Raw genomic sequence first — 13,863 nt, forward strand, 5'->3', positions numbered from 1 at the left:
CTATGAAAACGAAAGATCTTGTACTTTGTGCAGTATTCGTTGCACTCGTAGCAATCAGTGCGATGATTACAATTCCAATCGGACCCGTTCCGATAACACTTCAAACACCTATGGTCATTTTAACAGGCGCACTACTTGGTAGTCGTCTTGGGGTAATGACGATGGTCGTATACTTAATCGCTGGACTTATCGGGATTCCAGTATTTGCTGGTGGCTCTGGTGGATTCGGATCATTACTATCACCAAGTTTTGGTTTCGTCATCGGATTTATACCACTCGCATACTTTGCAGGACTCGGTAACCGTGAAGGACAGTCTGTACTAAAAGCAATACTTACAACAGCAGTTGGCATGGTGATCTTATTCACATTCGGATTCTTATACTTCTACTTCATCATGAACAACGTATTAGAATCACCAAAAGGACTCGCAGAATCAATCATGCTAACAGTTGCGCCTTTCATAGTGAAAGACTTAATCGTAACAGTTGTGACAGTGTTATTTGCACAAACACTCGTCAGACGTGGTATTACAGCGCACGCTTAAAAGATGAAACACTTCCTAGCTGATGTTAGGAAGTGTATTTTTATAGGTTTTTTTATCATTAATTAACAAAAAAATGGTGAAAGTGTTAAATATATGCGGATAATTAACAAAAACTCGGCATTTAGGGTCATTTTTGTTAGATAAAAAAATATAATGAACAAAAAACGGGTCGACGACTCGATATTTGTTAAATAAATCCGGATATCTAACAAAATCACGAAATTATTGTTAAATATAATTTTGAGAAGTGGTTTTATTACTGATTTGGGATAAAAAGACCCAAAATGCCTGCCGGAAATCCGATCTAAACTAGGTTTTTCATCTTAATTAACAAAAAAATGGTGAAAGTGTTAAATAAATCGGGATAATTAACAAAAGCTCGGAATTCAGGGGCGTTTTTGTTAGATAAAAAAATATAATTAACAAAAAACGGGTCGACAACTCGATATTTGTTAAATAAATCGAGATATATAACAAAGTCACGAAATTATTGTTAAATAAAATCTTAAGAAGAAGTCTTATCTCTGTTTTAGGATAAAAAAACACAAACCACGCCACAAAAAAACGCTCACCGAAGTGAGCGTCTCGTCCCACACGACACAGTCTTATTCAACACCATTTTTTTCAAACCATTTTGTGATTGGTTTTAATTGGACGTAACCGTCTTGAATGACTTCGTCGTTGATTGTGACGAGTGGATAAAATAACTCGTCGTTGTTGATTTGTTCTATTAACTCTTCGTCGTAGTCTGAAAAGTTTTCGTCGCGGTCGATGTCGATGTAGTTTACACGAATGTCCGCGTCTGGATATTTTTTACTGAATAATGCTTCTAACCACTGATACGTATCTTTTGAACTCGGTGCGTTTACACAGCTCGCGCAAATGACGTCTCTTCCGTAGACATTTACTGAATAGCTCATATACGAATCCTCCTATATACCGATAGATTTTTATCTTTTAATCTATTATAATATATTTACAGAGTGATTTCTCTATAAACGTTTTTGGAGTGATATATATGGCAACAACAAAAGACACTATGTATGAACAAGTTGATGCGGTTTTAGATAAATTACGTCCGTTCTTATTAAGAGATGGCGGAGACGTTGAACTCGTTGACGTTGAAGATGGCGTCGTTATGTTACGTTTACTCGGTGCATGTGGTACATGCCCAAGTTCAACGATTACACTTAAAGCGGGTATCGAACGCGCATTACTAGAAGAAGTACCTGGTTTCGTTGAAATTGAACAAGTATTCTAAAACTAGAGAGTCAATTCTCTAGTTTTTATTTTTATGGTGATCATATGAAACTCGTAGAATTTTGCCGATCAAACATTGAAAAAACGTCTAAACACACCTACGAACACTTAATGGATAAAGACGATGTGGACGTTATGGATTACGAATGCACGAATGATTGTGGTGTATGTAGTCGGACTGCGTTTTGTATCGTAGAAGGAAAACGCGTTGCGGCAAAGACAGATGAACAACTACTCGTTCGTGTATTAGAACAATTAAAAAAAGATGACGAGCCAGATATTTTTGATTATATCAAAGATTCATTATAATAAAGATAAGTGAATTAGAGAGGTGACAAAAATGAGTCGAGTGACATTAACAAAAGCTGCTGCAGATAAAGTAAGAACGATGTTAGAAGATAATAACATGCAAGACGGCTATTTACGTTTTAAAGTTGAGGGTGGCGGTTGTACGGGTCTAACGTATGGTATGGCTGCTGAAGAAGAACCTACTGAGCGTGATTTAGTATTTACACATCACGGAGTGAGCGTGTTAGTGGATAAGTTTGATATCGGTGTCGTCGATGGTACGACAATCGATTTTAAAGAGTCGTTACTCGGTGGTGGATTCACGATTGATAACCCTCTAGCGAGCGTTGCATGTGGATGCGGAGCATCATTTAGAACAAAAACAAATAAAGGCACTCCAGAACAATGTTAAATTGTTAGGGAATGCTTGAAATATATGCTTGGAAACGCTAATATTATGTTATATATATTAGCGTTTTTATATTATAAAAATTTAGGAGATGTAGTGATGAGTTTCGAAAGAAAGAAAATTGTAATCCTCGGTGGAGGATACGCGGGTCTTAGCGCATTAGTTGGTCTTCAAAAAGAATTAGGTTTATCTGAAGCAGATATTACTTTAATCAATAAAAATGAGTACCACTACGAAGCAACATGGTTACATGAAACAGCTGCAGGTACGATTAACTGGGAAGACGGCGTTTACCCAATTAATAAAGTTGTAGACAACATGAAAACAAACTTCGTTGTTGCTGAAGTAACAAAAATCGATAAAGACAGCCAAGTAGTTGAAACGACAAAAGGAAATGTCGAGTATGACATTTTAATCGTTGCATTAGGTTTCGAATCAGAAACATTCGGAATTGAAGGAATGGCTGAACATGCCGAATCAATTACGAGCCCACAAACTGCACTTAAAGCACGTGCATTAGTTGAAAAGAACTTCAACAACTACTTAGAGTCTAAAGATAAAAATGACTTAGCAATCGTAGTTGGTGGTGCAGGATTCACAGGTATTGAGTACCTCGGTGAATTAGTAGATTCACTTCCAATCTTATGTGACAACTTAGGTATTAACTACGACGACGTAAGCATTACGTGTGTAGAAGCAATGCCTTCAATGTTACCGATGTTCAGTGAAGATCTCAGCGGTTACGCTAAAAAGTACTTAGAAAGTAAAGGCGTTAAGTTCTTACTCGGAACACCAATCGTTGCTGCAAACGAAGAAGGATTCGTCGTTAAAATTAACGATAAAGAAGAAACAGTTAAAGCAAACAACAGAATCTGGACTGCAGGGGTTCGTGGTAACAAGTTAATGGAAGAAAACTTCGACGGCGTTATGCGCGGTAGAATCATCGTTAACGATGACTTAACAATCGAAGGATACGACAACGTATACGCAATCGGTGACGTTTCAGCGGTTATGAACGGAACAGGCGAAAACGCACGTCCATATCCAACGACAGCACAAATTGCGATGCAACTTGGTGAACACACTGCAAAAATTATCGCTGCAAAATTACGTGGTAAAAAAGTTGAACCATTCGTATATGACGATAAAGGAACAGTTTGTTCATTAGGTGCTAAAAACGGTATCGGTGTCGTTTATGGTAAAGAAATTAAAGGTAAATCAGCTGCATTTATGAAGAAAGTAATCGATACACGTGCAGTCGCTAAAATTGGTGGACCAGTACTAGGATTCACAAAAGGTAAATTCTTGTAAGAAAATTTTAAGCATGAGTATTGATCATACCCATGCTTTTTTAATAGAGGTGTAACGGTGAATATCGTTCAAGTATTTATATCTATCATTTTATATTTCGTACTCTTTTACGGTATTAGTTTTATATTAAATATGATTTTAAAAATGACGTGGATTATGGCTGTTGTTTATCCTGTTATCGTTGTTTTAATCATCGACAGAATTGATACGGTAGAGTACATAAAATCGCCAAACACTGCATTTAAAGAAGCGTGGAGTAATATTATTAACGTCCAAATTTTTGACGTGATTATATTATTAAGTGGTTTTATCGGTATTATATTAGCCGGATTAACAATACGCTACTTACGTAAGCTTGGCTATCAAATGTTCTAGGAGTGAGTATATGAAGTACAATTTTGAAAGTAATTTAAACGACAACAACAAAGCAATAATCATCGGTGTAAAAGAAGACTTTGAAAACGACTCAAACTTCGAAGAACTCGATGCATTATTTAATGGGAACTTTAAATCCTACGTCGATGCTGGAGTCATCCAGTCAAAATTCAAAAAAATCGAATCATCGAGTGCAGTGTTACAAACAAACGTAAGAAAAGTATATACAGTTGGTCTCGGTAAATCAGAAGACTTAACACAATTAAAGCTTCAAGAAGCGTTCGGTACAGTATTACAAGCACTTAAAAAAGATAAAGTAACAGATGCGTATCTATACGTTGACTCATTTAGTTCAGACGACGATTTTTTATACGACGTCGGCTTAATGGGTGAAATTAGTGTATACGAGCCGTTCAACTATAAAAAAGATTTTAAACCTTATGAGTTAACGTTATCTTTTAATAAAGACGTAAATGAAGACAAACTGAAAGAAGGTCAACAAGCTGGAGAGGCGATGAACTTCAGTCGTAACTTAAGCGAAATGCCTCCAAACGTACTATATCCAGAATCACTTGTCGAGTTAATTGAAAAAGAATTTTCTGGAAAAGACAACGTTACAATTTCAGTAAAAGACGACAAAACACTTAAAGAAGAAGGCTATGGTCTCCTTCATTCAGTCGGTGACGGTTCTGAGAGAAAACCAAGACTCGTTACGATTGAGTATAAAAATAGTGATAAAGCGCCTGTTGCACTTGTCGGTAAAGGAATCACTTACGATTCAGGTGGTTATTCATTAAAACCACGTACAGGCATGGTGTCGATGAAATACGATATGAGTGGAGCAGCAAACGTACTTGGTATGATGAAGACACTCGTCGATCAAAAACGTGAAGTGAATGTTGTAGCGGTACTTGCGCTCGCTGAAAATATGGTAAAAGGCAATGCAAACCGTCCAGATGACGTCGTCATCGCTAAAAACGGGTTAAGCGTTGAAATTACAAATACAGATGCAGAAGGACGTCTCGTTCTTGGGGATGCGGTTACTGAAGCAATTACACATAAACCAGTTGTAATTATGGACTTTGCGACACTCACTGGAGCTGTAATCGGAGCACTCGGAGAGTCACGTACAGGTTTATTTACAAACCAAAGTAGACAATACTTAGAAGACGTTTTAAAATCATCAGAAAAAGTCGGCGAAAAGTTATGGCACTTACCGATGGATGAATCCGATGAAGCGGCAGTAAAAGAAACAGAAGTTGCAGATATTTTAAACAGTAACTTACGTCCATACGGCGGTGCATCGTTTGCAGCGGCATTTATTAATCAGTTTACTGAAGATTATCCGTGGTTACACTTTGATATCGCTGGTACATCGCAGTTTGCAAAACAAAATGCATATGGTCCAAAAGCTGCGAGTGGTGTAATGATCCGTACAGTCGTTGACTACATTTTAGACGGTTCTATGTATGACTAATTTACTAGAAGCATTTAACATCGAAATCATTGAGTTAAATAAGAAACGTGCGGTCATTGAAGTCGATATTACTGAAGAAATGCACCAACCATTTGGTATCGTACACGGTGGTATGAATGCTGTCTTAATCGAAACAGCAGCGTCACTTGGTGGTACTGAAAACGTTGAAGAAGGATATGCAGCTGGCGTTGAAATCAACGTCAACCATATTCGACCTGTATCATCAGGTAAACTGACAACAACAGCAGTACCAGTTCATATCGGTAGAACAACACAAGTTTGGACAGCAGAAATTATAAACGATGAAGGAAAAATCACAGCAGTTGGACGAATGACTTTGACGAATATGAAGTAAACTTATACCTCTCTAAATCAAAAATAGGTTTAGGGAGGTATTTTGTAAGGTGAAATTAATTAATAATAATTATCTTCATGGTATAATATTAAAACAACATTTTTATATAAATAGAACATGAGGTGATTTGTATGAAAGTTTTAAGCGAACTCAAAATTAATAATAAAGTTATTAATGTAGAAATCCCAGAGAATGTTTTAAAAGCCTTAGATGTTAATGTAAATGATACAATTCAATTCATTGAAGATAACGATAAAATATCATTAGAAGTTAAGAAAAACAATTTAGATTTAAACTTGATAAATGAAATTTTAACTGAAGATGATGAAATTTTTAAAGAATTGGTAGCTCGATGAGATATTTAACAGAAATGATATAAACCCAAAATTCAATCCACAAAAATACGCCCATTCTAGCCTTCTAGAATGGGCGTTTTGTTATTCATCAAGTTCTTGCTCTTTTTTACGTTGTTCAATTTTTAATTTATCTTCTTCTGTGAGTTCTTCGTATCCAAGTTCGTCACGTCGTAATTCGTTTAAGATTGTTAGTTTATACGGCTCTACATCTGAGTGGAAGGCACTTCTTGCAAGCATATGTGCACCTGTTGGTGCAATGATGTAAATGAATACGAGTGCGAGTAGCAATGTGATTTCAAATCGCTCTTCAAAATACCAAAAGTATAAGAAAACAGCGAGTAGAACGAGTGATACACCGAGTGTTGAACTTTTACTTGCTGCGTGGAGTCGTGAGTACATGTCCGGAAGTCTCACGATACCGATTCCTGCAACGATTGAAAAGAATACCCCACTTAATACGAGTATCGTTACGATACTAGTCATCAGGATCTCTATCATGATCGATCACCCATCCTTTCTCTAAAAACTTCGCCATTGCGATTGTACCGACAGCACCGAGCATACCGATAATCATAATTACAACGATTAAGTACGGAGTGTCAAGTAGGACTGAGAAAATCCCGATTGTTCCCATTAACATAACTCCAAACGCATCTAACGCTACGATTTTATCGTGTAACGTCGGTCCTTTAATAATTCTATACGATGCGATAACGAGCGCGACTGCCATTCCAATAATTGCGATAATGAATATGACTTGTAAAAATGAAATCATGGACGACCCACCTCTTTAATGAGACGTTCAAATGAGTTTTTAATAGCCTCGATTTCTTTATCGGCATCGACTAAGTTTACCCCGTGGATATATAGCGTCTTAAAGTCATCACTAATTGCAACGACGACTGTACCTGGTGTTAACGTGATAAGAGAAGATAGAAGTACGACTTCCCAATCCTTTTGTAAATCACACGGATACGCATAGAATCCAGGGTATACGTTCATTTTTGGTTGAAGGACGATTTTTACAACTTCGATGTTTGCAACGAGTAACTCATAAACGAATACGAAGAATAACTTAACAATTCTCCATACGCGGATGAGGTAAAACGTACCTGGTAAGAAGTTACGTAATATGGATACGGCAATTAGCCCCATTAAATACCCCATCACGAGAGTGCTCACTGTAAAACTGTTGTTCATAAACGCCCAAAGGAATGCGAGTAAGAAATTGAGTAATACTTGTATTGCCATTTACTCCACCCCCATAATATATTCTGAGTAAACAAACGGATCTGCGAGTGCTTGTGCAGCCATTTCAAAGTATGGATATAAGAAATCTGCACTTAAACCGAATACGATGGATACGATAACGAGTCCAACCGCACTAAAGAGCAGTTTATCAGTCTTCATTGGTTTTAACTCTTCTTCTACAGCGTGTTCACCGAAGAACACGTGTATAAATACTCTCATAATACTGTATAGAATCACTAAACTAGAGAATAAAATAATGACGCCTGAAATATAGTGTTCATTTATAAATAATGATTTCACGATATACACTTTACCGAAAAAACCAGGGAATGGTGGAACTCCTGCAAGTGATAATCCTGCTAAGAAGAATGTCCAACCAACGACTGGGTGAACTGACATTAAGCCGTGTATATCTTTTGCGTTATGTTTACCAGTTCTATAAATGATAAAACCAACGAGTAAGAATAACGCTGTTTTAATAATCATGTCATGAATGAGGTAGTAAATACTACCGATCATACCATCTAAATCGAGCATTGCGACAGCTGAGATAATAAACCCAATCGCAATCATAATGTTATAGATGATGACCATCTTCATGTCGTACGTTGAAATCGCACCAATACATCCGATAATAATCGTTAAGATCGATAAGACGAGTAAAACAGTACTAATATAGCTATAGTCTAAATTGAAAAATAGACTGTACGTACGCATGAGTGCGTACACACCGACTTTTGTCAGTAATGCACCGAACGCTGCAAGTATTGGGATTGGTGGTGCGTTATATGAATCTGGTAACCAGAAGTAGAGCGGGAATACCGCTGCTTTAGTTAAGAATACAAACATAATAACGACACCGATTAACGTAATGACCGTTAAATTACCGTCATAATTAGATAGCTTCACGTGGATATCTGCCATGTTTAAACTACCAACAACAGAATATAAAAATCCAATTCCAAGTACTAAAAAGTTCGATGAAATAATATTAACGACTAAATATTTAAAGCCTTCTCGTAACTGAATCGTACTACTACCAATTGTAAGTAATACATATGACGCGATTAAAAACACTTCGAAGAATACAAACATGTTGAAAATATCTCCAGTAGTAAACGCGCCGTTTACACCCATGATCATAAATAACATCATTGGATAATAGAAATAACGTTCGTTATTAACGCCAATCGATTGGAACGAATAGACTGTAACGAAAAACAGTATGATCGATGTCGTTAATACGAGTAAAGCACTTAACATATCGTAAACGACTGTAATTCCAAATGGTGCAGGCCAGTTACCAATATTTGTAACTAACACACCATCTGTATATATACGCTGTACAATTACTATTGAAAAAATTACCATTAAGATACTTGCGAGTGTTGTGATTGCTCGGTGTAACACAGGGTTTCTACCGACGAGTAACATAATCACCGCAGCAAGACCTGGAATGACTAATGGCAATATAAGTAATAAGTTAATAACCATCGTCTCTTCCTTTCATGTCTTCAGTATCATCTGTACCGAGTACTTTATAGTTGTTTAACGCAAGCACTAGACTATAAGCAGTCAGTGCAAACGATATAACGATTGCTGTAAGAATCATCGCTTGTGGTAACGGATCGGTATACACTTCGACACGTTCATCTAGAATAGGAACGTTTCCGCGCTTTAACTGTCCCATCGTGAGTAACATAAGGTGAACACCGTGGGATAATACCGAAATACCGATAATAATTCTTAACACACCTTTAGAGAGGATTAAGTACGTCGCACATCCGATGAGTACACCTGAAAGAATAATCATTAAAAATTCCATTAATCCTTCACCCCTCCAACTGCGATTAAAATGAGTATCGTTGCCCCGAATACGACTAAAAAGACACCGAGGTCAAAGAACACTGCAGAGTGGATATGCACGTCACCTAATAATGGAATGTAAACATCTGTTAAAGCATGTGTAAAGAACGGATTACCGAACATCATTAATAAGAACGGGACTCCAATAGCGAACAGTAACCCGAGTGATATTAATAATTTTAACGGAATCGGTAGCATCTTCTTTAACGTCTTTACATCATAAGCAATCAGTAAGAGTAGCACTGCTGAACTCATGAGTAATCCACCGACGAATCCTCCACCTGGCGTATAGTGCCCTGCAAAGAATAAGTTCAAACTAAACATCGTGATGATGAAAAACGCAACTTTAGAGATGTACTGTAAATGCACATCGTTCATTTGTCGATGGAGTGCCTTATAGCCGGCTCTTTTAAGTGTGCTCTTCATTTTCATCATCCTTTCTTAGGCTTGTCATTCTCATTAAAATGTAAATACCGATTCCGGCGATTGCGAATACCACTGTTTCAAACACAGTATCGTAACCACGGAAGTCAACGAGAATAACGTTTACCATATTTTTACCTGCAGCTAAGTCATATACGTGTTCGATATGATATTCAGAAATCGATTCGAATATACGATGACTGTATGCAGATAACCCAATTAAAATCGAAACTGCTCCGACCATTACTGCAACGATTAAGTTCGTTAATTTAAACTGACGTGTTTCTGGTAACTTACTCACTTTAGGTAAGTGATAGAAACATACTAAGAATAGAGTCGTCGTTACAGTTTCAATCGCGAGTTGAGTTAATGCTAAGTCCGGCGCTCTAAAGAATACGAAGAATAACGCCATACTAAATCCAACTGCACCGAGCATAATAATACTGACCATACGAGATTTTGTAATCATAATAATTCCGAGTGAGACTAATATAACAACAATTAGAATCACTTCTTGAATTCCTATAGGTGCAAGATCTGTAAGACTTAAATTTAAACCAGTTCTAAACATCGTAACGATACTAAAAATTGTTAAGAAGCCGAATATATACAGTAGGTATGTTCTTAAAAATCCTGTAGATAATGTATTCGTTACTTTGTTAGAGTATTTTGTACTGTTTACGAGTGACTGGTCATAGAAGTTATTTAACGTAAAACGCTCCTTAATATAATCGTAAATAAACATCCAGCTTTCTCTAAAGTAGTAGAGTAGTGCTCCGACTAAGACGATTAAAATCGTAGAGAGTAAAGCAGGTGTTACACCGTGCCAAAAACTAATCGATACGTCGACAAAATTTTGACGATCTAAAATTGCACTGGCCGCTGGACTAATAATCGTATTCGATAAAATGTTCGGGAATAAGCCGATAATGACGACGAGCGAAGCTAAAATAACTGGTGAAATTAACATCAGCATCGGTGCTTCAGAAGGTTCTTTTGGAGTATCAAATGATTCTCCAGTAAATACCCCAAATATTAATTTCATCGAATAGACGAAAGTAAATATACTTCCGAGAATCGCAAGTAATGGGAATAAAACACTAATCGTACTTAATATAGTGATGTTCGACTGAGAAATTTCAAACATCGCTTCTAAGAACATTTCTTTAGATAAAAATCCATTAAATGGCGGAAGTCCTGCCATAGAAAATGCAGTAATTAACGTAATTGTAAAACTGATTGGCATAATCGTCATCAACGCACCGAGTCGTTTAATGCTACGCGTACCTGTTTGGTGATCGACAATCCCTGTCACCATGAATAGCGCACCTTTAAACGTCGCGTGGTTAATAATATGAAATACTGCAGCAATGACTGCGACTGTAAATATTTCTTCATTAAAACCAGCAGTGACAGCTAAAGCTCCAAGCCCGAGTAATGACATAATTAAACCGAGTTGAGACACGGTAGAAAATGCGAGTACTGCTTTCATATCATCTTTAACGACTGCGTTAAATGATGCCCATGCGAGTGTAATGAGTCCGATAATTAAAATCGTATTGACCCACGTTAAGCTCCACATAAACACTGGTGTAAAGCGCGCAACTAAATATAGCCCTGCTTTAACCATCGTTGCAGAGTGTAAATAAGCACTGACTGGAGTTGGTGCTTCCATTGCATCAGGTAACCAAATATAAAACGGAAACTGAGCTGATTTTGTAAATGCACCGAGTAAAATTAACACGAGTGCAATGACTCCAACACCACTTGATGCGATCACATCTGATGAAGCAATCATTTCTCGAATGCTAAATGTTTCCGTAATAATGCTAAGTAAAATGAAACCACCGAGCATCATAAAACCACCGAACATCGTAATTAACATCGATTTTTGAGCGCCGTAAGTTGAACGTTCTTTTGTCGTCCAAAACGCGATGAGTAAGAAACTCGAGATCGACGTCAACTCCCAAAACATATATAACATTAAAACGTTATCAATTGTCACAACACCGAGCATCGCTGCCATGAACATTAAGAGGTAGACGTAAAAGTTACCGAGTTTTTCATCTTTTGAAAGATATCCAATCGAATATAGAACGACTAACGTTCCAATTCCAGATATCAAAATGGCAAAAAGTAATCCAAGGCCATCTATGTATACATCGAAGTTCATGCCGATTTTTGGCATAAAGTTTAACGTGTAGTAGATGTTTGACCCACTTTTTACAGTTGGTATTAACGTAAATAAATAAGACACGATAACGAATGGTACTGGTAGTACAAACCATCCGAGATGGATGTCTTTTTGATATTTATACACTACCGGTATAATAACAGCTGCTATTAATGGTAGTAATATTAAAAAATGTAATAACGTCACACCATAACCTCCTTCTCACAATTATATGACTTTATTATACATGAATTAATATCGGTTTTAAATGAACACGATATGTTCTATAATGACTGTTGGAACAAAATGAAGTTTAATCATACAACAATTTAAGTAATGTTGAAATATTGGAGGAAAGATCAATGGCATTTTCACAAATGGACAAAACAGTATTAGAAAACGAACAAAGTGTCGTTATTAAAACAAATAAAGGTGACATTACAGTTCGACTATTTGCAGATAAAGCACCGAAAACTGTAGAAAACTTCGTCACACATGCTAAAAACGGCTATTACGATGGTCAAATTTTCCACAGAATTATTAAAGATTTCATGATTCAAGGTGGAGACCCTACAGGTACTGGTATGGGTGGAGTAAGTATTTGGGATGAGGACTTCGAAGATGAGTTCCACGAAGAGTTATTTAACTTCCGTGGTGCGTTATCAATGGCAAACCGTGGACCAAACACGAACGGCTCACAGTTTTTCATCGTAGAAGCGATTCGTGTTCCGATGAACATGCTCGGTCAATTAGAAGGTGCTGGATATCCTGAAGAGGTAATTAAAACGTATGCTGACCTCGGTGGAACACCATGGTTAGATAACCGCCACACTGTTTTCGGTCAAGTGATCGAAGGAATGAACGTTGTCGATGATATCGCAAGTGTAACAACTGGTCCAATGGATAAACCAGTAGAGGACATCGTTATCGAAACGATTGAAGTTTTATAATTCAGTCGACAAATAATTGTCAGAATTTCATCGTAGGAAAATCCGCATAATTTGTTATACTAATAAGGTAAAGGTGTGTGAATGACTTATGATGGAATTTCTTTATTTCCCTGAAGATAAAACTGAATATATTCCTGGAATTATTACGCTCGTTGTTTGTATCGTATTAGCGTATGTAGCGTTCGTATTAATTCGAAAATATTCAAAAAAGCAAGAACAACGTGCACAAGAGTTCGAACAAGAAGTTTTAAATAAAATAAATTCAGACGTGCATGACGATCATCATAAATAGATAGAATAAATGGAAGCCTCACTTAAAATATGCTATTATACAATAGTGTTATAGAAGTGGGGTTTTTTCGTGACAAAACACTACCGAGCAGGTCAATTTGTTAAAGTAAAAGTAACAAACGTTCGGCCATACGGTGCTTTTGTCAAAACGATGGATGGTGTAGAAGGACTTATCCATATTTCAGAAGTGATGGACAACTTCGTACAAAATATCCATCATTATCTTTCAAAAGGGCAGATTGTAAAGTGCAAAATTTTAGCAGTGAACGATAGGGATGGGAAATTAAATCTGACCTTAAAAGAGAATGAATACTTCAAGCAAAAGTGTAAGAAAAAGGCAGAAAAATCGATATTAGATACGATTGAACAAACCGAAAAATACGGTTTTGACTCCCTACGACAACGTATGCCTATTTGGATTAAAGAGGCAAAAGAACAAATGTATGACCGGTAAAAGACTTAGCAAGCGCTAAGTCTTTTATTTTTTTAGTTTACAAAAAACGAACTAATAATACATAGATTTGTAAGTTTAT

Annotated in this window: 20 protein-coding genes; 12 read left to right on the top strand and 8 right to left on the bottom strand. The window is 36.8% G+C overall.

The window, feature by feature from the left end; genetic code table 11:
• Positions 1-2 precede the first annotated feature (2 nt).
• Positions 3-545, top strand: coding sequence for a biotin transporter BioY (locus tag HMPREF3177_RS04930; protein ID WP_068130770.1), 543 nt, complete (start codon positions 3-5; stop codon positions 543-545).
• 605 nt (positions 546-1,150) lie between these two features.
• Here the strand turns inward: HMPREF3177_RS04930 and HMPREF3177_RS04935 are convergent.
• The gene (locus HMPREF3177_RS04935; protein ID WP_040929378.1) at positions 1,151-1,465 is read right to left on the bottom strand and encodes a YuzD family protein; all 315 of its coding nucleotides are present in this window, start codon (positions 1,463-1,465) and stop codon (positions 1,151-1,153) included.
• A 98-nt stretch (positions 1,466-1,563) separates the two neighbouring features.
• On the opposite strand from HMPREF3177_RS04935, the gene HMPREF3177_RS04940 reads away from it, so the two are divergent.
• From HMPREF3177_RS04940 to HMPREF3177_RS04975, 8 genes are all read left to right on the top strand, one after another.
• The gene (locus tag HMPREF3177_RS04940) at positions 1,564-1,806 is read left to right on the top strand and encodes a NifU family protein (RefSeq protein ID WP_040929377.1); all 243 of its coding nucleotides are present in this window, start codon (positions 1,564-1,566) and stop codon (positions 1,804-1,806) included.
• A 44-nt stretch (positions 1,807-1,850) separates the two neighbouring features.
• Positions 1,851-2,114 carry a DUF1450 domain-containing protein gene (locus HMPREF3177_RS04945; protein WP_068127732.1) on the top strand — a complete coding sequence of 88 codons (264 nt, stop codon included), beginning with the start codon at positions 1,851-1,853 and terminating at the stop codon, positions 2,112-2,114.
• A 31-nt stretch (positions 2,115-2,145) separates the two neighbouring features.
• On the top strand, positions 2,146-2,505 hold the full coding sequence (locus tag HMPREF3177_RS04950; RefSeq protein ID WP_068127736.1) for a HesB/IscA family protein: 360 nt from the start codon (positions 2,146-2,148) through the stop codon (positions 2,503-2,505).
• Between the two features lie 96 nt (positions 2,506-2,601).
• Entirely contained in the window at positions 2,602-3,813 is a 1,212-nt protein-coding gene (locus HMPREF3177_RS04955; RefSeq protein ID WP_070457392.1) for an NAD(P)/FAD-dependent oxidoreductase, read from the top strand.
• Positions 3,814-3,870: 57 nt separating this feature from the next.
• On the top strand, positions 3,871-4,188 hold the full coding sequence (locus HMPREF3177_RS04960) for a YuiB family protein (protein WP_052327367.1): 318 nt from the start codon (positions 3,871-3,873) through the stop codon (positions 4,186-4,188).
• A 10-nt stretch (positions 4,189-4,198) separates the two neighbouring features.
• Positions 4,199-5,665, top strand: coding sequence for a leucyl aminopeptidase family protein (locus tag HMPREF3177_RS04965; protein WP_070457394.1), 1,467 nt, complete (start codon positions 4,199-4,201; stop codon positions 5,663-5,665).
• Complete coding sequence (locus HMPREF3177_RS04970; protein WP_068127746.1) at positions 5,658-6,020, top strand: hotdog fold thioesterase; 363 nt, start codon at positions 5,658-5,660, stop codon at positions 6,018-6,020. Before HMPREF3177_RS04965 ends, HMPREF3177_RS04970 begins: the two co-directional genes overlap by 8 nt.
• A gap of 131 nt (positions 6,021-6,151) precedes the next feature.
• Positions 6,152-6,376, top strand: a complete 225-nt coding sequence (locus HMPREF3177_RS04975) for a hypothetical protein (protein WP_070457396.1) — start codon at positions 6,152-6,154, stop codon at positions 6,374-6,376.
• 81 nt (positions 6,377-6,457) lie between these two features.
• Here the strand turns inward: HMPREF3177_RS04975 and mnhG are convergent, their stop codons facing one another.
• From mnhG to HMPREF3177_RS05010, 7 genes are read right to left on the bottom strand one after another with little or no spacing between them, the layout of a single operon-like run.
• Positions 6,458-6,859, bottom strand: a complete 402-nt coding sequence (mnhG, locus tag HMPREF3177_RS04980) for a monovalent cation/H(+) antiporter subunit G (RefSeq protein ID WP_246827393.1) — start codon at positions 6,857-6,859, stop codon at positions 6,458-6,460.
• Entirely contained in the window at positions 6,852-7,151 is a 300-nt protein-coding gene (locus tag HMPREF3177_RS04985) for a Na(+)/H(+) antiporter subunit F1 (RefSeq protein WP_070457398.1), read from the bottom strand. Before HMPREF3177_RS04985 ends, mnhG begins: the two co-directional genes overlap by 8 nt.
• Positions 7,148-7,627, bottom strand: a complete 480-nt coding sequence (locus tag HMPREF3177_RS04990; RefSeq protein WP_068127756.1) for a Na+/H+ antiporter subunit E — start codon at positions 7,625-7,627, stop codon at positions 7,148-7,150. Before HMPREF3177_RS04990 ends, HMPREF3177_RS04985 begins: the two co-directional genes overlap by 4 nt.
• Positions 7,628-9,121, bottom strand: coding sequence for a Na+/H+ antiporter subunit D (locus HMPREF3177_RS04995; RefSeq protein ID WP_068127758.1), 1,494 nt, complete (start codon positions 9,119-9,121; stop codon positions 7,628-7,630). It abuts the gene before it with no gap.
• On the bottom strand, positions 9,111-9,452 hold the full coding sequence (locus HMPREF3177_RS05000; protein WP_070457400.1) for a Na(+)/H(+) antiporter subunit C: 342 nt from the start codon (positions 9,450-9,452) through the stop codon (positions 9,111-9,113). Before HMPREF3177_RS05000 ends, HMPREF3177_RS04995 begins: the two co-directional genes overlap by 11 nt.
• Positions 9,452-9,919, bottom strand: a complete 468-nt coding sequence (locus HMPREF3177_RS05005) for a Na(+)/H(+) antiporter subunit B (protein ID WP_070457402.1) — start codon at positions 9,917-9,919, stop codon at positions 9,452-9,454. The genes HMPREF3177_RS05000 and HMPREF3177_RS05005 overlap by 1 nt, the downstream gene beginning before the upstream one ends.
• Positions 9,903-12,296, bottom strand: a complete 2,394-nt coding sequence (locus HMPREF3177_RS05010) for a Na+/H+ antiporter subunit A (protein WP_070457404.1) — start codon at positions 12,294-12,296, stop codon at positions 9,903-9,905. Before HMPREF3177_RS05010 ends, HMPREF3177_RS05005 begins: the two co-directional genes overlap by 17 nt.
• Before the next feature lie 155 nt (positions 12,297-12,451).
• Between HMPREF3177_RS05010 and HMPREF3177_RS05015 the strand changes: the two genes are divergently transcribed.
• From HMPREF3177_RS05015 to ygs, 3 genes are all read left to right on the top strand, one after another.
• Positions 12,452-13,039: a peptidylprolyl isomerase gene (locus HMPREF3177_RS05015; protein ID WP_070457407.1), complete on the top strand. Its 588-nt coding sequence runs from the start codon at positions 12,452-12,454 to the stop codon at positions 13,037-13,039.
• A 91-nt stretch (positions 13,040-13,130) separates the two neighbouring features.
• Positions 13,131-13,331 (top strand): hypothetical protein, encoded by a 201-nt coding sequence (locus HMPREF3177_RS05020; RefSeq protein WP_305778310.1) that lies wholly within the window; start codon positions 13,131-13,133, stop codon positions 13,329-13,331.
• 69 nt (positions 13,332-13,400) lie between these two features.
• Positions 13,401-13,784, top strand: a complete 384-nt coding sequence (gene ygs / locus HMPREF3177_RS05025; RefSeq protein ID WP_040929362.1) for a S1 domain-containing post-transcriptional regulator Ygs — start codon at positions 13,401-13,403, stop codon at positions 13,782-13,784.
• The last annotated feature ends 79 nt before the right edge of the window (positions 13,785-13,863 follow it).

It is taken from the genome of Nosocomiicoccus sp. HMSC09A07 (assembly GCF_001808485.1).
GTDB classification, from domain to species: domain Bacteria; phylum Bacillota; class Bacilli; order Staphylococcales; family Salinicoccaceae; genus Nosocomiicoccus; species Nosocomiicoccus ampullae_A.